We start from the raw sequence: 21,582 nt of genomic DNA, 5'->3' as shown, positions 1-21,582 counted from the left end.
ATCCTTTAACGATCCGTCCGGCGAGGCGGAGAAGGAGGTCTGGATCGCGCGTGGGCAGTCCTGACACCCCCGACCGGGAATTGATGACCGCGGCGGACGTGGGTCGCACCGTCTCCCGCATCGCGCACCAGATCATCGAGAAAACCGCCCTCGACGGCGAATCCGACGCACCGCGGGTGGTGCTCCTGGGCATCCCGACCCGCGGCGTCACCCTGGCCGCCCGGCTGGCCGAGAAGATCAAGACCTTCTCCGGCGTCACCGTGCCGCACGGCGGCCTCGACATCACGCTCTATCGTGACGATCTCGACAGCAAGCCGCCGCGTCCGCTGGAGGAGACCTCGATTCCGCCGGCCGGCATCGACAACGCGCTGGTGATCCTCGTCGACGACGTGCTGTACACCGGCCGCTCCGTACGCGCCGCACTGGACGCGCTGCGCGACATCGGCCGACCGAACGTCGTCCAGCTCGCGGTGCTCGTCGACCGCGGCCACCGCGAACTGCCGTTGCGCGCCGACTACGTCGGCAAGAACGTGCCCACCTCGCGCAGTGAGAACGTCAAGGTGCGCCTGGCCGAGACCGACGACGTCGAGGGCATCTGGATCGCACCGCACGGAGGGCCCGCACGCTAGTGACCAGACACCTTCTGACCGCCGACGACCTGAGCCGTGACGAGGCGACCGCGATCCTCGACGACGCCGACCGGTTCAGCCAGGCGCTGTTGGGCCGCGAGGTCAAGAAGCTCCCGACGCTGCGCGGCCGCACCGTGATCACGATGTTCTACGAGAACTCGACCCGCACCCGGGTGTCGTTCGAGGTGGCGGGCAAGTGGATGAGCGCCGACGTGATCAACGTCAGCGCGTCGGGTTCCTCGGTGGCCAAGGGTGAATCGTTGCGGGACACCGCGCTGACCCTGCGGGCCGCCGGGGCCGACGCGCTGATCATCCGGCACCCTGCCTCGGGGACGGCGCAGCAACTCGCGCAGTGGACCGCCACCGCGGACGGCGGCCCGTCGGTGATCAACGCCGGTGACGGCACCCACGAGCACCCGACCCAGGCGTTGCTCGACGCGCTCACGCTGCGGCAGCGACTCGGTGGGATCGAGGGCAGGCGGGTGGTGATCGTCGGCGACGTCCTGCACAGCCGGGTGGCGCGCTCGAATGTGTCGCTGCTGCACACTCTCGGTGCGGAGGTGGTGCTGGTCGCGCCGCCGACGCTGCTGCCGGTCGGCGCGAAGGACTGGCCGGTGACGGTGTCGCACGAGCTGGACGCCGAACTGCCGGCGGCCGACGCGGTGCTCATGCTGCGGGTGCAGGCCGAGCGGATGAACGGCGGGTTCTTCCCGTCGGCGCGCGAGTACTCGGTGCGCTACGGCCTGTCCGAGAAGCGCCAGGCGCTGCTGTCGGGCCACGCGGTGGTGCTGCACCCGGGGCCGATGCTGCGGGGGATGGAGATCTCCTCCTCGGTCGCGGACTCGTCGCAATCGGCGGTGCTGCAACAGGTTTCGAACGGCGTGCATGTCCGCATGGCGGTGCTCTTCCATCTGCTCGTCGGTGCGGAACAGGAGGCGATCAGCGCATGACTTCATCTGTTCCCGGGTCGCTGCGCTCCTGCCCGCCGGTGCTCATCCGGGGGGTGCGTCCCTACGGGGAGGGCGATCCCGTCGACGTGCTCATCGAGGACGGTCAGATCGCCGCCATCGGCGCGGGGCGGTCCGTTCCCGAGGACGCCGACGTGGTGGACGCCACAGGCCAGATCCTGCTGCCTGGGTTCGTCGACCTGCACACCCACCTGCGCGAGCCCGGCCGCGAATACGCCGAGGACATCGAAACCGGTTCGGCCGCAGCGGCTCTCGGCGGATACACGGCCGTCTTCGCGATGGCCAACACCAACCCGGTGGCCGACAGCCCGGTCGTCACCGACCACGTGTGGCACCGGGGACAGCAGGTCGGGCTGGTCGACGTGCACCCGGTCGGCGCTATCACGATGGGGCTGGAAGGCAAGCAGCTCACCGAGATGGGCATGATGGCCGCCGGCGTGGCGCAGGTCCGGATGTTCTCCGACGACGGGGTCTGCGTCGACGACCCGCTGGTGATGCGTCGCGCCCTCGAATACGCCTCCGGCCTCGGCGTGCTGATCGCCCAGCACGCCGAGGAACCCCGCCTCACCGTCGGGGCCGTCGCGCACGAGGGACCGCACGCGGCGCGCCTCGGGCTGGCCGGCTGGCCGCGCGCGGCCGAGGAGTCGATCGTCATCCGCGACGCGCTGCTGGCGCGCGACGCCGGCGCGCGCGTGCACATCTGCCACGCCTCCACCGCGGGCACCGTGGAACTGCTGAAGTGGGCGAAAGAACACGGCATCGCGATCACCGCCGAGGTCACACCGCACCATCTGCTGCTCGACGACAGCCTGCTGGCCACCTACGACGGCCGCAACCGCGTCAACCCGCCGCTGCGCGAGGCCTCGGACGCCGAGGCGTTGCGCCGCGCGCTGGCCGACGGGGTGATCGACTGCGTGGCCACCGACCACGCCCCGCACGCCGAACACGAGAAGATGTGCGAGTTCGCCGCCGCCCGCCCCGGCATGCTCGGGCTGCAGACGGCGCTGTCGGTGGTGGTGCGCACCATGGTCGAGCCGGGCCTGCTGACGTGGCGCGACGTGGCCCGGGTGATGAGCGAGGCCCCGGCCCGCATCGTCGGGCTGCCCGACCAGGGCCGGCCGATCGAGGTGGGGGAGCCGGCCAACCTGACCGTCGTCGACCCCGACGCCACCTGGACCGTGTCCGGCACCGCGCTGGCCAGCCGCTCCGACAACACCCCCTACGAGTCGATGCCCCTGCCCGCCGCGGTCACGTTGACGACGCTGCGCGGCAAGGTGACCGCGCGAGACGGGAAGAGCCCATCGGCGGGCAGGAGCGAAGCGACCGGGGGATCGGCACTGTGAACACCGGTACGCTGGTCACGTCGCTCGTCATGGCGGCGCTGCTGGTCGTGGTGATCGGCCTGCTGATCCGGGCCATGATGCGCGGGTGGCGCAGGCGGGCCGAGCGGCAGGTCGAACTGATCGGCAAGCTGCCGCCGCTGCCGGACACCGTGGGTCAGCCCGTCATCCCCGGGATGAAGGGCGTCTACGTCGGCAGCACGCTGGCGCCGAGCTGGCACGACCGCGTCGTGGTGGGTGATCTCGGTTACCGCACCAAGGCGGTACTGACCCGCTACCCAGAGGGAATCATGCTGCAGCGCAGCGGCGCAGGTCCCATCTGGATCCCCGCGGAGGCGGTGACCGCGATCCGCGCCGAACGCGGCATGGTCGGCAAGGCCCTCACCCACGAGGGGATCCTGGCCATCCGATGGCGGCTGCCGTCGGGCACCGAGATCGACACCGGATTCCGCGGCGACGACCGCACCAAGTACGACCCCTGGCTGGAGGAAAAGGCGTGAGCACGAGCGAGAAGCGAAGCGCATCGCGCATGGATGGAGCCGTGGCCCTTCTCGTCCTGGAGGACGGACGGGTCTTCACCGGGGTGCCCTACGGCGCCGTCGGGCAGACGCTCGGCGAGGCGGTGTTCTCGACCGGGATGTCGGGATACCAGGAGACTCTCACCGACCCGAGCTACTACGGCCAGATCGTGGTCGCGACCGCACCGCAGATCGGCAACACGGGCTGGAACCACGAGGACGCCGAGAGCCGCGACGACAAGATCTGGGTCGCCGGCTACGCCGTGCGGGACCCGTCGCCGCGCCCCTCGAACTGGCGAGCCACCGGGACCCTCGATGACGAGCTGGTCTGCCAGGGCATCGTCGGCATCGCGGGCATCGACACCCGGGCCGTGGTACGCCACCTGCGCACCCGCGGCGCGATGAAGGCGGGCATCTTCTCCGGTGACGCGCTGGCCGGAACCGACGACCTCCTCGAGCGGGTCCGCAGCCAGCCGGCGATGCTCGGCGCGAGCCTGGCCGAACAGGTCAGCACCGACGCGGTGTACGTGGTGGAACCCGAGGGCGAACACCGGTTCACGGTGGCCGCGATCGACCTCGGCATCAAGACCAACACCCCGCGCAACTTCGCGCGCCGCGGCATCCGCAGCCACGTGTTACCGGCCACCGCCTCGTTCGAGCAGATCGCCGAACTGAAACCGGACGGCGTCTTCCTGTCGAACGGACCGGGCGACCCGGCCGCCGCCGACCACGTGGTCGAGGTCACCCGCGAGGTGCTCGGCGCGGGGATCCCGCTGTTCGGCATCTGTTTCGGCAACCAGATCCTGGGCCGGGCGCTCGGCCGGGACACCTACAAGATGGTGTTCGGGCACCGCGGCATCAACATCCCGGTGATGGACCACTCCACCGGACGCGTCGCGATCACCGCGCAGAACCATGGATTCGCCCTCGAGGGGGAGGCGGGGGAGACCTTCGACACCCCGTTCGGCCAGGCGGTCGTCAGCCACACCTGCGCCAACGACGGTGTCGTCGAGGGTGTGAAACTCGTTGACGGCCGGGCGTTCTCGGTGCAATACCATCCGGAGGCCGCCGCAGGCCCGCACGACGCCAACTACCTGTTCGACCAGTTCGTCGACCAGATGAAAGGTCAGGAGAAGTAATGCCGCGTCGGACTGACCTCCGCCACGTCCTGGTCATCGGTTCGGGCCCCATCCTGATCGGGCAGGCCGCCGAATTCGACTACTCCGGCACCCAGGCCTGCCGCGTCCTGCGCGCCGAGGGCCTCACGGTCACGCTGATCAACTCCAACCCGGCGACGATCATGACCGACCCGGAGTACGCCGATTTCACCTACGTCGAGCCCATCACCCCGTCGTTCGTCGAACGGGTGATCGCCCAGCAGGCCGAGCGCGGCAACAAGATCGACGCGCTGCTGGCCACCCTCGGCGGGCAGACCGCGCTCAACACCGCGGTCGCGCTGTCGGAGAACGGGGTGCTCGAACGCTACGGCGTCGAACTGATCGGCGCGGACTTCGAGGCGATCCAGCGCGGTGAGGACCGGCAGCGGTTCAAGGACATCGTCACCAAGGTGGGGGGCGAATCCGCCCGCAGCCGTGTGTGTTTCACGATGGACGAGGTCCGCGAAACCGTCGCCGACCTCGGCCTGCCCGTCGTCGTCCGCCCGTCCTTCACGATGGGCGGCCTCGGATCCGGGATGGCGCACTCGGCCGACGAGGTCGAGCGGATGGCCGGTGAGGGACTCGCGGCCTCCCCGTCGGCCAACGTGTTGATCGAGGAATCGATCTTCGGGTGGAAGGAATACGAACTCGAACTCATGCGCGACCGCCACGACAACGTGGTGGTGGTGTGTTCGATCGAGAACTTCGACCCGATGGGCGTGCACACCGGCGACTCGGTCACCGTCGCGCCGGCGATGACGCTCACCGACCGCGAGTACCAGACCATGCGCAACCTCGGCATCGCGATCCTGCGCGAGGTCGGGGTGGCCACCGGCGGCTGCAACATCCAGTTCGCGGTCAACCCGGCCGACGGCCGGCTCATCGTCATCGAGATGAACCCGCGGGTGTCGCGATCGAGTGCGCTGGCATCGAAGGCGACCGGCTTCCCGATCGCCAAGATCGCGGCCAAGCTCGCGATCGGCTACACCCTCGACGAAATCCTCAACGACATCACCAAGGAGACCCCGGCCTGCTTCGAGCCGACGCTGGACTACGTCGTCGTCAAGGCGCCGCGGTTCGCGTTCGAGAAGTTCCCCGGCGCCGACGCCACGCTGACCACCACGATGAAGTCGGTGGGGGAGGCGATGGCGCTGGGCCGCAACTTCATCGAGGCGCTCGGCAAGGTGATGCGCTCCCTGGAGACCGGCCGCGCCGGGTTCTGGACCGCGCCCGACCCGGTCGCGACGGTCGACGAGGTGCTCGAGGCGCTGCGCACCCCGACCGACGGACGGCTCTACGACATCGAACTCGCGCTGCGGCTCGGCGCGTCGGTCGAGCAGGTCGCCGAAGCCTCCGGTGTCGACCCGTGGTTCGTCGACCAGATCGCCGGGCTCGTGGCGCTGCGCGCCGAACTGCTCGAAGCCCCGGTGCTCGACGGCGCGCTGCTGCGCCGGGCCAAGAACAACGGCCTGTCCGACCGCCAGATCGCCGCGCTGCGGCCGGAACTGGCCGGCGAGATGGGAGTGCGGGCGCTGCGCCAGCGCCTCGGCATCCATCCGGTGTTCAAGACCGTCGACACCTGTGCGGCGGAGTTCGAGGCCAAGACGCCGTACCACTACAGCAGCTACGAACTCGACCCCGCCGCCGAATCGGAGGTGGCGCCGCAGGCCGAGAAGCCCAAGGTGCTGATCCTGGGTTCCGGACCCAATCGGATCGGGCAGGGCATCGAATTCGACTACAGCTGTGTGCACGCCGCGACCACGCTGAGCGAGGCCGGCTTCGAGACGGTGATGATCAACTGCAACCCCGAGACGGTGTCCACCGACTACGACACCGCCGACCGGTTGTACTTCGAGCCGCTGACGTTCGAGGACGTCCTGGAGATCTACTACGCCGAATCCGCCTCCGGCGCAGGCGGACCCGGGGTGGCCGGGGTGATCGTCCAGCTCGGCGGGCAGACCCCGCTCGGCCTGGCCGAGCGCCTCGAGCAGGCAGGTGTGCCCATCGTCGGCACCAGCCCCAAGGCCATCGACCTCGCCGAGGACCGCGGGGCCTTCGGCGAGGTGCTCACCACCGCGGGACTGCCCGCGCCGCGCTTCGGTCTGGCCACCACGTTCGACCAGGCCCGCCGCATCGCCGCCGACATCGGCTATCCCGTGCTGGTGCGGCCGTCCTACGTGCTGGGCGGACGCGGGATGGAGATCGTCTACGACGAGCAGACCCTCGAGGGCTACATCACCAGGGCCACCCAGCTCTCCCCGGAGCATCCGGTGCTCGTGGACCGGTTCCTCGAGGACGCCATCGAGATCGACGTCGACGCACTGTGCGACGGCACCGAGGTCTACATCGGCGGGATCATGGAGCACATCGAGGAGGCCGGCATCCACTCCGGCGACTCGGCGTGCGCGCTGCCGCCGGTGACGCTGGGCCGCAGCGACATCGACGCGGTGCGGCGCGCGACCGAGGCGATCGCCCACGGCGTCGGTGTGGTGGGGCTGCTCAACGTGCAGTACGCGCTCAAGGACGACGTGCTCTACGTGCTGGAGGCCAACCCGCGGGCGAGCCGCACGGTGCCGTTCGTATCCAAGGCTACGTCAGTGCCACTCGCCAAAGCCTGCGCACGGATCATGCTCGGCGCCACCATCGCCCAGCTGCGCGAGGAGGGCGTGCTCGTCGCGACCGGCGACGGCGCGGCCACCGCGCGCAACGCGCCCGTCGCGGTGAAGGAGGCGGTCCTGCCGTTCCACCGGTTCCGCAAGGCCGACGGCTCCCAGATCGACTCGCTGCTCGGCCCGGAGATGAAGTCGACCGGCGAGGTCATGGGCATCGACCACGACTTCGGCAGCGCGTTCGCCAAAAGTCAGACCGCCGCCTACGGGTCGCTGCCGTCGGAGGGCACGGTGTTCGTCTCGGTGGCCAACCGCGACAAGCGCTCGCTGGTGTTCCCGGTCAAGCGGCTGGCCGATCTCGGCTTCCGGGTGCTCGCCACCGAGGGCACCGCGGAGATGCTGCGCCGCAACGGCATCCCGTGCGACGAGGTGCGCAAGCACTTCGAGGAGCCCGGTGAGGGCCGGCCCGCGAAATCGGCGGTTGAGGCGATTCGCGCCGGGGAGGTCGCGATGGTGATCAACACGCCGTACGGCAACTCCGGGCCCCGTATCGACGGCTACGAGATCCGCTCGGCCGCGGTGTCGATGAGCATCCCGTGCATCACGACCGTGCAGGGCGCCTCGGCCGCGGTGCAGGGCATCGAGTCGCGCATCCGAGGCGACATCGGGGTGATGAGCCTCCAAGAGCTGCACAGCGAGCTGGAGCACTGACGCATGCGCGGCTTCGGTGACCGGCTGGCCGAAGCGGTGTCGAGCCGCGGTCCGCTGTGCCCGGGCATCGACCCGCACCCGGAGCTGCTGACGTCGTGGGGGCTGTCCGTCGACGTCGACGGTCTGAGCCGGTTCTGTGACGCCTGCGTGAGCGCGTTCGCGGGATTCGCGATCGTCAAACCGCAGGTGGCGTTCTTCGAGGCGTACGGCTCCGCGGGGTTCGCGGTGCTCGAGCGCACCATCGCCGCGCTGCGCGCCGAGGGTGTGCTGGTGCTGGCCGACGCCAAACGCGGCGACATCGGCTCGACGATGGCGGCTTACGCCCAGGCCTGGGCGGGGGAGTCACCGCTGGCCGCCGACGCGGTGACCGCCTCGCCATATCTGGGGTTCGGGTCGCTGCAGCCGCTGCTCGACACCGCCGCCGACCACGGCCGCGGCGTGTTCGTCCTCGCCGCCACCTCGAACCCCGAGGGCGCGGCCGTGCAGCGCGCGGTGGTCGACGGCCACAGCGTCGCGCAGTCCATCGTCGATGCGGCCGCACAGGTGAACCGCGCCGCCGACGGCCCGGGATCGGTCGGCGTCGTCGTCGGCGCCACGCTCACCGAACCGCCCGATGTGAGCGCGCTGGGCGGCCCGGTGCTGGTTCCCGGTGTCGGCGCCCAGGGCGGCCGTCCGGAGGCGCTCGGAGGGCTCGGCGGCGCCCGCCCGGGCCAGCTGCTGCCGGCGGTGTCGCGGGAGCTGTTGCGCGCCGGCCCGGACCCCGCGGCGCTGCGGGGCGCCGCCGAGCGGATGCGCGACGAGGTGGCGTACCTCGCGTGACCGCCTACGACGTGGCCGCCCAGGGGCGAGGCCGCCCTACAGGCGGATCCACTGGCCGAGGAACCAGAATCCCCAGCCGTCGCCGTTACCCGCGCGCATCGGCGTGACCTGCTGGCCGTGCCAGTTGAACGGCCGGTGATCCTGCCGCGCCTGGTCGGGCCCGCGCCGCTGCCAGTCGCCGGGCGCGCCGGGCCCGTTCTGCGCACAGGCCGGCGTACCCGGCCGGTTGCAGTCCGGTCCCGGGTCGGCGGTCGCGGTCCCCGGTCCGACTCCGAGCAGCCCGGCGATCCCGATCCCGGCCGCCAGCGCCGACGTGCCCAAAGCTCTCGTGACGTTCATCTCGTACTCCGATCTGTCCTCGGTGCGAGGCGGGTCCGCCTCACCCCGGTGACGCTAGGGAGCCGACGTGGGCCGCCTCTGTGGTGAACGTGTGCAGCCGCTGTGCAGGTGTCCGGTCGTCATCCGGGGGGCTTCGACACGCCCGACACGCCGTGACCAGCGAAAATTTAAGTTCCGGACCGCCGCGGCCGAACCCTCGACCCGCACTTCAGACCCGAAAACCGGTGCCCTCCGGCCTCGTCGACCGGCAAAACCCCTGCTGTGCAGGCAGATCGGCGCATGCAGGCGCAACGATCCGCCCGCGACGCGCCGACCCCCGTCACCGGCTTGCACCACTACACGCTGGGCTTTTGATCGAGAAACGCGGGGGTGGGGTTAGCTTTCGTCAGGATGCGTGGGTACGGTCGTCGTCGCTGGCTGGTTCTACCAGCCGAGACAGAAAAAGATGGTCGAGAGATATCGCCAGAGACGGAGGAAACCCGTGGCCCTTCCCCAGTTGACCGACGAACAGCGCGCGGCAGCGTTGGAGAAGGCTGCTGCCGCACGTCGAGCCCGCGCCGAGCTCAAGGATCGGCTCAAGCGTGGCGGCACCAACCTCAAGCAGGTGCTCAAGGATGCCGAGACCGACGAGGTCTTGGGCAAGATGAAGGTCTCCGCGCTGCTGGAGGCGTTGCCGAAGGTCGGCAAGGTCAAGGCGCAGGAGATCATGACCGAACTCGAGATCGCCCCGACCCGCCGCCTGCGTGGTCTCGGCGATCGTCAGCGCAAGGCTCTGCTCGAGAAGTTCGACCAGTCCTAGGGCGCACGCATTGAACACCGGCCGAGGGGTCGGACGGGTCGTAGTCCTGTCCGGCCCCTCCGCCGTCGGGAAGTCGACCGTCGTTCGCTGCCTGCGCGAGCGGATTCCCGACCTGTACTTCAGCGTCTCCGCCACCACCAGGGCCCCGCGGCCCGGTGAGGTGGACGGAGTCGACTACTCGTTCGTGACCACAGACGACTTTCAGCGGCTCATCGACGACGGTGCGCTGCTCGAATGGGCCGAGATCCACGGCGGCCTGCACCGCTCGGGCACCCCCGCGCGGCCGGTCAAGGAGGCCACCGCAGCGGGACGGCCGGTGCTGATCGAGGTCGATCTGGCCGGCGCGCGGGCGGTGAAGTCCGCGATGCCCGAAGCCCTTTCGGTGTTCCTCGCACCGCCCAGCTGGGAGGTGCTGGAACGCCGGCTGGTCGGGCGCGGCACCGAAACGCCGGAGGTGATCAGCCGGCGGCTGGCCACGGCGCGCACCGAATTGGCCGCGCAGAGCGACTTCGATGTGGTCGTCGTGAACAGCCAGTTGGAATCTGCCTGCTCAGAATTGGTATCCTTGCTGGTGGGCCACACGTCGGCCGGCACGAATCCGGCCTGATCTGCCCCCAAAGCCGAGGTGAACCTCTCACCTTCAGCACATCGCCAGGAGATTTCTTACGTGAGCACCCCGCACGCCGACGCGCAGCTGGCCGCTGTGGACGACCTGACCATCGACGCGGCCGCCGCCGGCACCTACGACACGCCGTTGGGTATCACCAATCCCCCCATCGACGATCTGCTCGACCGCGTGTCGAGCAAGTACGCGCTGGTGATCTACGCCGCCAAGCGCGCGCGTCAGATCAACGACTACTACAACCAGCTCGGTGACGGCATCCTCGAGTACGTCGGCCCGCTGGTCGAGCCGGGGCTGCAGGAGAAGCCGCTGTCGATCGCCATGCGCGAGATCCACGAGGACCTGCTCGAGCACACCGAGGGCGAGTAGCTCAGGCTCCCGGAGTGGACCGCAAGCGGATCATCGTCGGCGTAGCCGGAGGCATCGCCGCGTACAAGGCGTGCACGCTGGTCCGCCAGCTCACCGAGGCGGGACACGACGTTCGCGTCCTGCCCACCGAGTCGGCGCTGCGGTTCGTCGGCGCCGCGACCTTCGAGGCACTGTCCGGCCATCCCGTCCACACCGGGGTGTGGGACGACGTCCACGAGGTGCCCCACGTGCGCATCGGCCAGGAGGCCGATCTGGTGGTCGTCGCCCCCGCGACCGCCGACCTGCTCGCCCGGGCCGTCGCAGGCCGGGCCGACGATCTGCTGACCGCGACGCTGCTGACCGCGCGGTGTCCGGTGATGTTCGCCCCCGCCATGCACACCGAGATGTGGTTCCACCCCGCGACCGTCGACAACGTCGCGACGTTGCGCCGCCGCGGTGCGGTGGTCCTCGAACCCGCCTCCGGACGGCTCACCGGCGCCGACAGCGGTGCGGGCCGGCTGCCCGAGGCCGAGGAGATCTCCACGCTCGCCCAGCTGCTGCTCGAGCGCGGTGACGCGCTGCCCTACGACCTGGCCGGCGTCAAAGCCCTGGTGACCGCGGGTGGCACCCGCGAACCCATCGACCCGGTCCGGTTCATCGGCAACCGCAGCTCCGGCAAGCAGGGGTACGCGATGGCGCGGGTACTGGCGCAGCGCGGCGCCGAGGTGACCCTGATCGCGGGCAACACCGCAGGCCTGGTCGACCCCGCAGGCGTGGACGTCGTACACATCGGTTCGGCCGCCCAGTTGCGCGACGCGGTGTCCAAACACGCCCCCGAGGCGCACGTCTTGGTGATGGCCGCTGCCGTCGCCGACTTCCGGCCCGTGCACGCCGCGACCAGCAAGATCAAGAAGTCCAGCGATCCCGGCGAGGACGCCCCCACCATCGACCTCACCCGCACCGACGACATCCTCGCCGGCTCGGTGCGCGCGCGGAACGACGGTCAGCTGCCCAACATGCGGGCGATCGTGGGATTCGCCGCCGAGACCGGCGACGCCAACGGCGACGTGCTGTTCCACGCCCGCGCGAAGTTCCGGCGCAAGGGCTGCGAGCTGCTGGTCGTCAACGCCGTCGGGGAGAACCGGGCGTTCGAGGTCGACAACAACGACGGCTGGCTGCTGGCGGCCGACGGATCCGAGACCGCGCTGGAGCACGGTTCGAAAACTCTGATGGCCAGTCGTATCGTTGACGCGATCGTCGCCCTACTCCACAACGACGGCAACGGGTGACCGGCGGAGAATTCGGCTGCCTCAAAGGGTTGCGCACAGTCCGGGTACGCGCTTGGGTGCAACAGGGCACCGATACGATTTGACGGGCTAACTAAATCATGCGGAAGACCAGTACAGGTTTCGATACAAGTGAGGATCACACGTGAGTAAAGGTCGGCTGTTCACCAGCGAGTCGGTCACCGAGGGACACCCCGACAAGATCTGTGACGCCATCAGCGACTCGGTCCTCGACTCGCTGCTCGCGCAGGATCCCCGGTCGCGCGTGGCCGTCGAAACGCTCGTCACCACCGGCCAGGTGCACGTCGTCGGCGAGGTGACGACCTCGGCGAAGGAGGCGTTCGCCGACATCACCAACACCGTGCGCCACCGCATCCTCGAGGTCGGCTACGACTCGTCGGACAAGGGTTTCGACGGCACCACCTGCGGTGTGAACATCGGCATCGGCGCGCAGTCCCCCGACATCGCCCAGGGCGTCGACACCGCGCACGAGACCCGCGTCGAGGGCGCAGGTGATCCGCTGGACGCCCAGGGCGCCGGCGACCAGGGCCTGATGTTCGGCTACGCCATCAAGGACACGCCCGAACTGATGCCGCTGCCGATCGCGCTGGCCCACCGCCTGGCGCGCCGGCTGACCGAGGTCCGCAAGAACGGTGTGCTCGACTACCTGCGGCCCGACGGCAAGACGCAGGTCACCGTGCAGTACGACGGCGTGACGCCGGTCCGGTTGGACACCGTCGTGCTGTCCACCCAGCACGCCGAGGGCATCGACCTCGAAGGCACCCTCACCCCGGACATCCGGGAGAAGGTCGTCAACACCGTGCTGTCGGATCTGAACCACGACACCATGGACACCTCCGACTTCCGGCTGCTGGTCAACCCGACCGGCAAGTTCGTGCTCGGCGGCCCGATGGGTGACGCGGGCCTGACCGGCCGCAAGATCATCGTCGACACCTACGGCGGCTGGGCCCGCCACGGCGGCGGCGCCTTCTCCGGCAAGGATCCGTCCAAGGTGGACCGTTCGGCCGCATACGCGATGCGCTGGGTGGCCAAGAACGTCGTCGCAGCCGGGCTGGCGGATCGTGTCGAGGTCCAGGTCGCCTACGCGATCGGCAAGGCCGCCCCGGTCGGCCTGTTCGTCGAGACCTTCGGCACCGAGACCGTCGACCCGGTCAAGATCGAGAAGGCCATCACCGAGGTGTTCGACCTGCGCCCCGGCGCGATCGTGCGCGATCTCGACCTGCTGCGCCCGATCTACGCGCCGACCGCCGCGTACGGCCACTTCGGCCGCACCGACGTCGACCTGCCGTGGGAGCGCACCGACAAGGCCGACGCGCTGAAGACGGCCGTCTAGGTCGAGTACTCGTAGTCGTCGAGAGGGAACCGCCGGCTGCGCCAGTACGCCTCGAGCGTGCTGGCCGGCCGTAGCGGCACGTCCCCGTTGCGGTCGAAGTAGTAGCTGCGCGCGTCGCGGCAGCTGTCCTGCCAGAAGATCTGGCGGTGGCGTTTGCGCATCATCTCGGCGAAGTAGCGGTCGTTGGCGGCCCGGCTGACCTCGACGCGGCCGGCCGACCGGTGGCGGGCTTCGCGCAGGCACCGCACGATGTGGCGGGTCTGGGTCTCGATCAGCGCGAAGTACGACGAGCCGACGTAGCCGTACGGCCCGCTCACCGAGAACAGGTTCGGGAACCCGGGCACGCTCACGCCTTCGTACGCCTGCAGTCGGTGGGTCTCCCAGAACTGTGCGAGGGACTGCCCGCCGACGCCGTGGATCGCGAACGTCTGGGCGTCGGTGTCGGCCACCTTGAATCCCGTGGCCAGGATCAAAACGTCGACCTCATGGCTCTCGCCGTCGGCGGTGCTGACCCCGGATCCGGTGATCTTGTCGATCGGCTCGGTGATCAGCCGGACGTTGTCGCGGTTGAACGTCGCGAGGTAGGTGTTGTGGAAGCCGGGCCGCTTGCAGCCCACCGCGTAGCGCGGGGTCAGCTTCTCGCGGGTCACCGGATCGTGCACCTGGCGACGCAGATACGACCGGCCCACGCCGTCCATCCGTTTGGCCAGCGGGTTGATCGTGAAGTACTGCGCGGCCAGCGGGAACGTGAACTCGACGTAGGCCTGGCTCAGCAGCCGCTGCACCGCCCGTCCGCCGGGGATGCGCATCGCGGCGCGAAGCGGTGCGGGCAGCGGTACGTCGAACTTCGGGAAACACCAGATCGGGGTGCGCTGGAAGACGTCGAGCCGCTCCACCAGCGGCGCGATCTCCGGGATCACCTGGACGGCCGACGCGCCGGTGCCGATGACCGCGACCCGTTTACCGCGCAGGTCCACCTGCGGATCCCACCGCGCGGTGTGCATGGTGGTGCCGGCGAAGCCGTCGACGCCCGGGATGTCGGGGAGGTTCGGGACGGTCAGCACACCGGTGGCGTTGATCAGGAACCGCGAGGTCAGTTCGTCGCCGGAGTCCAGCCGCAGCCGCCACACGTTGGCGGCCTCGTCGAACGTCGCGGCGTGCACCTCGGTGCCGAAGCGGATCCTCTCGCGCAGCCCGTACTTGTCGACGCAGTGTTCGGCGTACGCACGCAACTCGTGGCCCGGGGCGTAGGTGCGGGACCAGTCCGGGCTCTGTTCGAACGAGAACTGGTACGAAAACGACGGGATGTCGACGGCGATACCCGGGTAGGTGTTCCAGTACCAGGTGCCGCCCGGCGCGTCGCCGGCCTCGATGATCCGGTAGTCGGACAGGCCCGCGCGGTCCAGCGCGATCGCGGCGCCGATACCGGCGAAGCCGGCGCCGACGACCAGGGTGTGGTGGTCGGCCATCACGCCTCCTTTCGGAGGGCCCGCCGCAACGCGTCGAGCCCGCGCTCGGTGGCGGCCGTGGCCGCCGGGACCACACCGGCGTAGCCGAGATAGCCGTGCACCAGCGTCTCGGCGTTGTGCACCTCGACGGGGACGCCCGCGGCCGAGAGCAGGTCGGCGTAGCGGAGGCCGTCGTCGCGCAGCGGGTCGTGGCCGGCCACGGCGATGTAGGCGGGCGGCAGTCCGCCGAGATCGGCCCCGCGGCCCGGCGCCAGGCCCGGTGTCGGATCGGCCAGTTCGCCGGCGTACCAGCGGGAGAGGCCGGTGATCGCGGCGCTGTCGAGGATCGGCGCGTCGGCGTTCTCGGTCACGGACGGCAGCGACATGTCCCACATCGTCACCGGGTACCACAGCAGCTGGAACACGATCGGCGGTCCGCCGCGGTCGCGGGCGCGCTGGGTCATCACCGCGCAGAGATTGCCGCCGGCGGAGTCACCGGCGACCGCCAGCCGGTTCGGGTCCGCACCGAGCTCCGCGCCGTGGGCGGCGACCCACGTCAACGCCGCCCACGCATCCTCGACCGCTGCGGGGTAGGGGTGTTCGGGCGCGAGCCGGTAGTCCACCGCCACCACCACCGCCTCGGCCGTCGCGGCGTGCTGCCTGCACTCGCCGTCGTGGGTGTCGAGGTCGCCGAGCGCGAATCCGCCGCCGTGGAAGAACACCACCACCGGCGGCGCGGGCTCGCCGGTGGCGGGCCGGTACACCCGGATCGGGATGTCGCCCGCGGGGCCGGGGATCCGCCGGTCCTGCGCGTCCACCTCGGGGTGGATCTCGCGCCGTGGCAGGTCCCGCAGGCGCCGGCGGGCCGTCTCCACGCCCTCGTCGACCGAGAGCTGGAACGGCACCGCGTCCAGTACCTTTCTCAGAATGGCGTCGATCGGCGGTTTCTCGTCAGCGACAGACACGACCTCACCGTACGCACATCGGCGGACCCTGTGGTTGTGGATCGCCGCGGCGGTGGTCGCCGCCGCCTACGGGGTGTTCCTGATCGTCACCGCGCTGCGGCTGCCGTCCGGGTCCGAGCTCACCGGTCAGTTCGTAGCCCAGCCCGCGGTGAAGGCACTGGCCGCGGTGCTGCTGGCGGTCGCGGCGGCCGGTCATCCGTTCCGCCGGGAGCGCCGCTGGCTGGTGCCCGCGCTGGTGTTCTCCGCGGGCGGCGACTTCCTGCTCGCGATGCCGTGGTGGGAGCCGTCATTCGTGCTGGGTCTGGCGTCGTTCCTCGTCGCGCACCTGTGCTTCCTCGCCGCCCTGGTCCCGCTCGCCACCCGCTCGACACCGCGGTTGGTGGCCGTCGGGGTCACCGTCGTCGCGTGTGCGGCGTTGCTGGTGTGGTTCTGGCCGCGGTTGGTCGAGGACGGGATGGCGGTCCCGGTGACCGCGTACATCACCGTGCTGGGAGCCATGGTGTGTGCGGCGCTGCTGGCGGCGCTGCCGACCCGGTGGACGGCGCTCGGCGCGGTGTGCTTCGCGGTGTCGGACGCCATGATCGGCATCGGTCGGTTCGTGCTTGCGCCCGAAGACACCGAAGCGCTCGCGGTGCCGATCTGGTGGGCGTACGCGGCGTCCCTGTTGCTGATCACCGCGGGCTTCTTCTTCGGTCGCGCGGTTGACCGCGGGGAAACGTGAGCTAACAACCCCGAAACGCGGCGTGGCTAACGTCGCGCCATGAGCGGAACACACGGCTTGGGGCGCAGGGGATTCCTCCAGACGGCGATGGTCGGTATCGGGGCCACCGCGGCCGTCGCGGCATGCACCAGGAACACCTCGTCGGCCGAGACCGCCGCGTTGCCCTACTCGTCGATCCCGGTGCTGCAGCCGGGGCAGGGCGACCGCAGCGGTGACCACTACCTGTCGTCGCTGCCCGATCAGGTGCTGTGGGGTTATGTCCCGACCGTGCACGCCACGCCGGTGCTGCGGATGCGCTCCGGGCAGACCGTCACGATCGACGCGCTGTCGCACGAAGGCATCCTCGAAGACCAGGGCCGCAACCCCGTCGAGTACTTCGGCGGCCTCGGCGTCAACGAGTCCGACATCCTCGAGGACGCGAAAGCCATTGCTGCCGAATACAATCGAACACCGCGCAACTTCGCAAAGGACGGCCCCCACGTGGTGACGGGCCCGATCTTCGTCGAGGGCGCCGAACCCGGTGACGTGCTGAAGATCGAGACGCTCGAGACGACGCCGCGCGTGCCTTACGGGGTGGTGTCGAGCCGGCACGGGAAGGGCGCACTCGCGCTGACCCCGGACAAGGCGGCGCCGGCGGGCATCTCGCTCGCCGAGGTGATGCCGCCGGCGGACACCGACGGGCGGTCGAATCCCGACCCGACCAAGTGGGGTGACGTCTCGGTGTTCACCCCGGTCGAGCAGGGCCGTGGGGTGATGCCCGTCGGCACCGGTGCTTCGGTGCGGTTCCCGCTCAACCCGTTCATGGGGATGATGGGCGTCGCGTTCGCCCGGGACGAGGGCCTCACCGGGCCGAACGCCAACTCGATACCGCCGACGATCGGCGGCGGCAACATCGACATCAAACTGCTCGGCGTCGGGTCGACGTTCTATCTGCCCGTGTTCGCGCCGGGGGCGCTGTTCTACGTCGGCGACCCGCACATGGCGATGGGCGACGGCGAGGTGGCGCTGACCGCGATGGAGGGTTCGCTGCGCGGCACGTTCCGGCTCACGGTGTGCAAACCCGGATCCGGCGACGCGCCCAGCGTGGCGTACCGCTACCCGTTCGCCGAGACCGAGCGGGCCTGGATCCCGATCGGGCTGTCCGATCCCGACGGCGGTGTCGGCGGCCAGGGCAGTGACCTCGACGTCGCGATGCGCCGCGCCGTGGTCAACGCGCTGGACTATCTGGAGCGTGACCGCGGCATGGACCGCGCCACGGCCTACGCCTACCTGTCCGCCGCCGGCGACTTCACGATCTCCCAGGTCGTCGACCGCACGGTCGGCGTGCACGGGCAGATCTACAAGGAGCACTTCGCGTCCTGATCGCCGGTGCTGAGCGCGGCCCTTTCGACGGGTGTCCGGACCGTCTGCTAGAGGTGTCGGGTGACGAAAACCCGGCAGCCGGCCGAACACGAGCCGATCGCGCGTGTGCTGCCGATGCTGTCGGTGCCGCATCTGGACCGTGAATTCGACTACCTGGTGCCCGCCGAGTGCTCCGACGACGCCCAGCCCGGGGTGCGGGTCCGGGTCCGGTTCCACGGCAGGCTGGTCGACGCCTTCCTGCTCGAACGGCGGTCGGAGACCGACCACCCCGGTCAGCTGGGTTGGCTGGACCGGGTGGTCTCGCCGCAGCAGGTGCTGACCCCGGACGTGCGCCGGCTCGTCGACGCGGTGGCCGCCCGCTACGCCGGCACCCGCCCCGACGTGTTGCGCCTCGCGGTGCCGCCGCGGCACGCCAACGTCGAGAAGAAGCCCGCCGACGACCTGCCGCCGGTCGTCGTGCCGCCGGTCGACCTCACCGCCTGGCGCGTCTACCCGCGCGCCGAGCAGTTCCTCGGCGCGGTGGCCGAGGGCCGCGCGGCGCGCGCGGTGTGGCAGGCGCTGCCCGGCGAACAGTGGGCGGTACGACTCGCCGAGGCCGCGGCGGTGACCGCGGGCAGCGGCCGCGGGGTGCTGGCGATCGTCCCCGACCAGAGCGACGTCGACGCGCTGTATGCGGCGGCCGTCGGGCTGATGGCCGACGAGCGGGTGGTGGCCCTGTCGGCCGGACTCGGCCCGGCACAACGGTATCGGCGCTGGCTTTCTGTGCTGCGCGGCGGTGCCCGGTTCGTGATCGGCACGCGCAGTGCGGTGTTCGCCCCGGTGTGCGACCTCGGCCTGGTGATCGTGTGGGACGACGGAGACGACAGCCTCGCCGAACCCCGCGCACCGTATCCGCACGCCCGTGAGGTGGCCATGCTGCGCGCCCACCAGTTGCGCTGCGCGGCGCTGATCGGCGGCTACTCCCGCACCGCGGAGGCCCAGGCGCTGGTCCGCAGCCGCTGGGCGCACGACCTGGTCGCGCCGCGGCCGGCGGTACGGACCGCGGCGCCGCGGGTGATCGCGCTGGACGACAGCGGATTCGAACAGGAGCGCGACCCGGCGGCCCACACCGCGCGGCTGCCGTCGATGGCGCTGCGCGCCGCCCGCGCCGCGCTGCAGGCAGGCAGGCCGGTGCTGGTCCAGGTGCCCCGGCGCGGTTACCTGCCTGCGCTGGCGTGTGCGCGGTGCCGCACCATCGCCCGCTGCAGGCACTGCACGGGTCCGCTGTCGCTGCTCGAACGCGGCGGCGCAGCGAAGTGCCGGTGGTGCGGCCGCGAGGAGCTCGGATTACGTTGTGGCCGTTGTGGTTCCGAATCGGTGCGGGCGGTCGCGGTGGGGGCGCGCCGAACCGCCGAAGAACTGGGCCGCGCCTTCGCGGGGACGCCCGTCGTCACCTCGAGCGGTGAGGCGATGGTGGGCGCCGTCGCCGACGAGCCCGCGCTGGTCGTCGCCACCCCGGGCGCCGAACCCGCGCCCGAAGCCGGGTACGGCGCCGCGCTGCTGCTCGACGGGTGGGCGCTGCTCGGGCGGCAGGATCTGCGCGCCGCCGAGGACACCCTGCGCCGGTGGATGGCGGCCGCGGCGCTGGTGCGGTCGCGCGCCGACGGCGGCGTGATCGCCGTGGTCGCCGAGTCGGCGATCCCCACCGTGCAGGCGCTGATCCGCTGGGATCCAGTGGGCCACGCCGAATCCGAACTCGACGCGCGCGCCGAGGTGGGGCTGCCGCCCGCGGTGCACATCGCCGCCGTCGACGGCGCCTATCCCGCGGTGGCGGCGCTGCTCGAGACCGCGGGCCTGCCCGAGGACGCCGAGCCGCTCGGGCCGGTCGATCTGCCCGTCGGTGCCCGCAGGCCGCCCGGCATCCCCGCGGACGCCCCGGTGAGCCGGATGCTGGTGCGGGTGCCCCGCGACCGCGGCCTGGCGTTGGCGGCCGCGCTGCGGCGGGGGACCGGCGTGCTCAGCGCCCGCCACGACACGGAACCGGCTCGTGTGCAGATCGACCCGTTGCACATAGGGTGAGTGCCGGCCTTCACGCTCCGGCGCCGGCGCGACGCTTACGCGGTGCCGCGGAGCGGGGCGGCCGGGAACGCATGTGGTCGCGGGCGTTCTCCATCATGTCCCCCAGGGCGCGCACCTCGTCGGCGTCGAGGGAGTCGAACAGCAGCGCACGGACGACTTCGACGTGGCCGGGTAGTACCTCGGCCACTCGGGTGCGGCCCTTCTCGGTGATCTCGACGACCGTGGCGCGTTGGTCGTCGGGGGACGGTGCACGGGTGATGAGACCCTCCTTCTCCAGTAGTCCGGCCTGGTGGGTCAGCCCGGAGCGGCTGTACACCACGCCGTCGGCCAAGTCGGTCATGGTCAATGGATGGTCCGCATCGGCGAGTTTGGCCAGGATCTCGAACTGCACGTAACTGAGGCCCCCGTCGGCCTGCAACTGCTGCCGCACCGCGTACTGCAGGAGGCTGACCGCCTCCATCAGGGCGAAGTAGGTCCGCAGCTGGGCAGGATTGAGAGCATCGGGCATGCGTCCACTGTAGTGCTTCGATGTCGAAGTTCTTGGCTACCGGTCGGCCGGCACGAGGATGGTCTTACCGCTCAGGCGTCCGGCGTCGGAGTCGTCGTGTACCGCCGCGGCCTCGGCGAGCGGGCGGCGGTTGACGACCTCGATGCGCAGTCGCCCCTCGTCCACACGATCGACCAGCTCGGCGAGTTGGGCGGCGTCGCTGCGCACGAAGACCCGCTGCGTGCGGACCCCGCGCCCTGGGTTCTGCGGCCCGAAGACCATGGTGCCGACGTGGAAGCCGCCGTCAGCCACGACGCCGAGCAGGGCCTCGGTCTGCTCGTCGGTGGTGCCGATCAGGTTGAGCACCACGTCGAAGGGCGCTCCCTCGACGGCGATCGGCGAGTGGGTGTAGTCGATGTAGTCCACGATCCGGTCCGCGCCGTAGGCGCGCAGACGGTCGGCGTCGCGCGGCTTGGCGGTCGCGGTGACGACTGCTCCGGCCTGCTTGGCCAACTGAACGGCGTAGCCGCCCACCGCACCGGACGCTCCGTTGATCAGGACCGATTGACCACCTGTGAGCCCGGCGACCTCGAAGAGGGACTGCCAGGCCGTCAACCCCGCCTCGGGTAAGGCAGCGGCATCGGCGAGTGGCACCGACGCCGGGGCGCCGGCCAGTGCCTCGGCCGGCGCGAGCGCGTATTCCGCGGCAGCGCCGTCGGCGTCGAGGGGCAGAAACGCGATGACGGCGTCGCCGACGTTCCAGCCCCGCACGCCCGCACCGATCTCGGCGATGGTCCCCGCCACGTCGACGCCGGGGATGTGCGGGAAGCTGATCGTGTAGACCTCGGCCAGGTAGCCGCCGCGGATGCCGGCGTCCACCGGGTTGAACGAGGTGGCGGCCACCTTGATCAGCACCTGCTGCGGTCCGGGAACCGGCCGCGGCGCGTCCTCGTAGACCAGCACGTCGCTGGCGCCATAGCGGTGGTATCGAACAGCCTTCATGATGTCCTCCTCGAGTTAGTGCTTCGAAGTTGAAGCAGTT

General features: G+C 70.6%; 20 protein-coding genes. 15 read left to right on the top strand and 5 right to left on the bottom strand.

Annotated features, from left to right (window positions below):
* The first annotated feature begins 50 nt into the window (after window positions 1-50).
* The 7 genes from pyrR to pyrF are packed head-to-tail and all read left to right on the top strand — an operon-like array spanning window position 51 to window position 8,751.
* Window positions 51-629: a bifunctional pyr operon transcriptional regulator/uracil phosphoribosyltransferase PyrR gene (gene pyrR, locus G6N30_RS09485; protein WP_134052170.1), complete on the top strand. Its 579-nt coding sequence runs from the start codon at window positions 51-53 to the stop codon at window positions 627-629.
* Window positions 629-1,579 carry an aspartate carbamoyltransferase catalytic subunit gene (locus tag G6N30_RS09480; protein WP_134052168.1) on the top strand — a complete coding sequence of 317 codons (951 nt, stop codon included), beginning with the start codon at window positions 629-631 and terminating at the stop codon, window positions 1,577-1,579. The genes pyrR and G6N30_RS09480 overlap by 1 nt, the downstream gene beginning before the upstream one ends.
* Window positions 1,576-2,940: a dihydroorotase gene (locus G6N30_RS09475; RefSeq protein ID WP_134052166.1), complete on the top strand. Its 1,365-nt coding sequence runs from the start codon at window positions 1,576-1,578 to the stop codon at window positions 2,938-2,940. Before G6N30_RS09480 ends, G6N30_RS09475 begins: the two co-directional genes overlap by 4 nt.
* Complete coding sequence (locus tag G6N30_RS09470) at window positions 2,937-3,437, top strand: PH-like domain-containing protein (protein ID WP_134052164.1); 501 nt, start codon at window positions 2,937-2,939, stop codon at window positions 3,435-3,437. The genes G6N30_RS09475 and G6N30_RS09470 overlap by 4 nt, the downstream gene beginning before the upstream one ends.
* A gap of 29 nt (window positions 3,438-3,466) precedes the next feature.
* A complete protein-coding gene (gene carA / locus G6N30_RS09465; protein ID WP_134052162.1) occupies window positions 3,467-4,594 on the top strand; it encodes a glutamine-hydrolyzing carbamoyl-phosphate synthase small subunit in 1,128 nt (375 codons plus the stop codon).
* Window positions 4,594-7,932: a carbamoyl-phosphate synthase large subunit gene (gene carB, locus G6N30_RS09460; protein ID WP_134052160.1), complete on the top strand. Its 3,339-nt coding sequence runs from the start codon at window positions 4,594-4,596 to the stop codon at window positions 7,930-7,932. Before carA ends, carB begins: the two co-directional genes overlap by 1 nt.
* Before the next feature lie 3 nt (window positions 7,933-7,935).
* Window positions 7,936-8,751: an orotidine-5'-phosphate decarboxylase gene (pyrF, locus tag G6N30_RS09455; RefSeq protein WP_134052158.1), complete on the top strand. Its 816-nt coding sequence runs from the start codon at window positions 7,936-7,938 to the stop codon at window positions 8,749-8,751.
* 36 nt (window positions 8,752-8,787) lie between these two features.
* Here pyrF and G6N30_RS09450 read toward each other — a convergent pair whose 3' ends face one another.
* Complete coding sequence (locus tag G6N30_RS09450) at window positions 8,788-9,090, bottom strand: hypothetical protein (protein ID WP_134052156.1); 303 nt, start codon at window positions 9,088-9,090, stop codon at window positions 8,788-8,790.
* Window positions 9,091-9,571: 481 nt separating this feature from the next.
* Here G6N30_RS09450 and mihF point away from each other — a divergent pair, with 481 nt between their 5' ends.
* From mihF to metK, 5 genes are all read left to right on the top strand, one after another.
* Complete coding sequence (gene mihF, locus G6N30_RS09445; protein WP_003889986.1) at window positions 9,572-9,889, top strand: integration host factor, actinobacterial type; 318 nt, start codon at window positions 9,572-9,574, stop codon at window positions 9,887-9,889.
* 10 nt (window positions 9,890-9,899) lie between these two features.
* Window positions 9,900-10,496 (top strand): guanylate kinase, encoded by a 597-nt coding sequence (gmk, locus tag G6N30_RS09440; RefSeq protein WP_134052154.1) that lies wholly within the window; start codon window positions 9,900-9,902, stop codon window positions 10,494-10,496.
* Window positions 10,497-10,556: 60 nt separating this feature from the next.
* Window positions 10,557-10,880, top strand: coding sequence for a DNA-directed RNA polymerase subunit omega (rpoZ, locus tag G6N30_RS09435; RefSeq protein ID WP_134052152.1), 324 nt, complete (start codon window positions 10,557-10,559; stop codon window positions 10,878-10,880).
* A gap of 14 nt (window positions 10,881-10,894) precedes the next feature.
* Window positions 10,895-12,148, top strand: a complete 1,254-nt coding sequence (gene coaBC / locus G6N30_RS09430; protein WP_134052150.1) for a bifunctional phosphopantothenoylcysteine decarboxylase/phosphopantothenate--cysteine ligase CoaBC — start codon at window positions 10,895-10,897, stop codon at window positions 12,146-12,148.
* 142 nt (window positions 12,149-12,290) lie between these two features.
* Entirely contained in the window at window positions 12,291-13,499 is a 1,209-nt protein-coding gene (gene metK / locus G6N30_RS09425) for a methionine adenosyltransferase (RefSeq protein ID WP_134052148.1), read from the top strand.
* On the opposite strand, the gene G6N30_RS09420 is transcribed toward metK, so the two are convergent.
* Together G6N30_RS09420 and G6N30_RS09415 are read right to left on the bottom strand one after the other, a co-directional pair.
* Window positions 13,496-14,968: a flavin-containing monooxygenase gene (locus G6N30_RS09420; RefSeq protein WP_134052146.1), complete on the bottom strand. Its 1,473-nt coding sequence runs from the start codon at window positions 14,966-14,968 to the stop codon at window positions 13,496-13,498. The genes metK and G6N30_RS09420 overlap by 4 nt on opposite strands.
* Window positions 14,968-15,912 carry an alpha/beta hydrolase gene (locus G6N30_RS09415; RefSeq protein ID WP_179965572.1) on the bottom strand — a complete coding sequence of 315 codons (945 nt, stop codon included), beginning with the start codon at window positions 15,910-15,912 and terminating at the stop codon, window positions 14,968-14,970. The genes G6N30_RS09420 and G6N30_RS09415 overlap by 1 nt, the downstream gene beginning before the upstream one ends.
* Between G6N30_RS09415 and G6N30_RS09410 the strand changes: the two genes are divergently transcribed.
* From G6N30_RS09410 to G6N30_RS09400, 3 genes are all read left to right on the top strand, one after another.
* Window positions 15,875-16,633 (top strand): lysoplasmalogenase, encoded by a 759-nt coding sequence (locus G6N30_RS09410; protein ID WP_163687488.1) that lies wholly within the window; start codon window positions 15,875-15,877, stop codon window positions 16,631-16,633. The two genes, G6N30_RS09415 and G6N30_RS09410, sit on opposite strands and share 38 nt — an antisense overlap.
* An 87-nt stretch (window positions 16,634-16,720) precedes the next feature.
* Window positions 16,721-17,995 (top strand): acetamidase/formamidase family protein, encoded by a 1,275-nt coding sequence (locus G6N30_RS09405; RefSeq protein ID WP_134055110.1) that lies wholly within the window; start codon window positions 16,721-16,723, stop codon window positions 17,993-17,995.
* A gap of 60 nt (window positions 17,996-18,055) precedes the next feature.
* Complete coding sequence (locus G6N30_RS09400) at window positions 18,056-20,053, top strand: primosomal protein N' (protein ID WP_134052142.1); 1,998 nt, start codon at window positions 18,056-18,058, stop codon at window positions 20,051-20,053.
* 10 nt (window positions 20,054-20,063) lie between these two features.
* Here G6N30_RS09400 and G6N30_RS09395 read toward each other — a convergent pair whose 3' ends face one another.
* The gene (locus G6N30_RS09395; RefSeq protein ID WP_134052140.1) at window positions 20,064-20,561 is read right to left on the bottom strand and encodes a MarR family winged helix-turn-helix transcriptional regulator; all 498 of its coding nucleotides are present in this window, start codon (window positions 20,559-20,561) and stop codon (window positions 20,064-20,066) included.
* 36 nt (window positions 20,562-20,597) lie between these two features.
* Complete coding sequence (locus G6N30_RS09390; protein ID WP_134052138.1) at window positions 20,598-21,542, bottom strand: NADP-dependent oxidoreductase; 945 nt, start codon at window positions 21,540-21,542, stop codon at window positions 20,598-20,600.
* Window positions 21,543-21,582 lie beyond the last annotated feature (40 nt).

Source organism: Mycolicibacterium litorale (assembly GCF_010731695.1).
GTDB lineage: Bacteria > Actinomycetota > Actinomycetes > Mycobacteriales > Mycobacteriaceae > Mycobacterium > Mycobacterium litorale.
The sequence above is the reverse complement of the archived record's forward strand: the minus strand, read 5'-3'. Positions and strand labels throughout refer to the sequence as shown.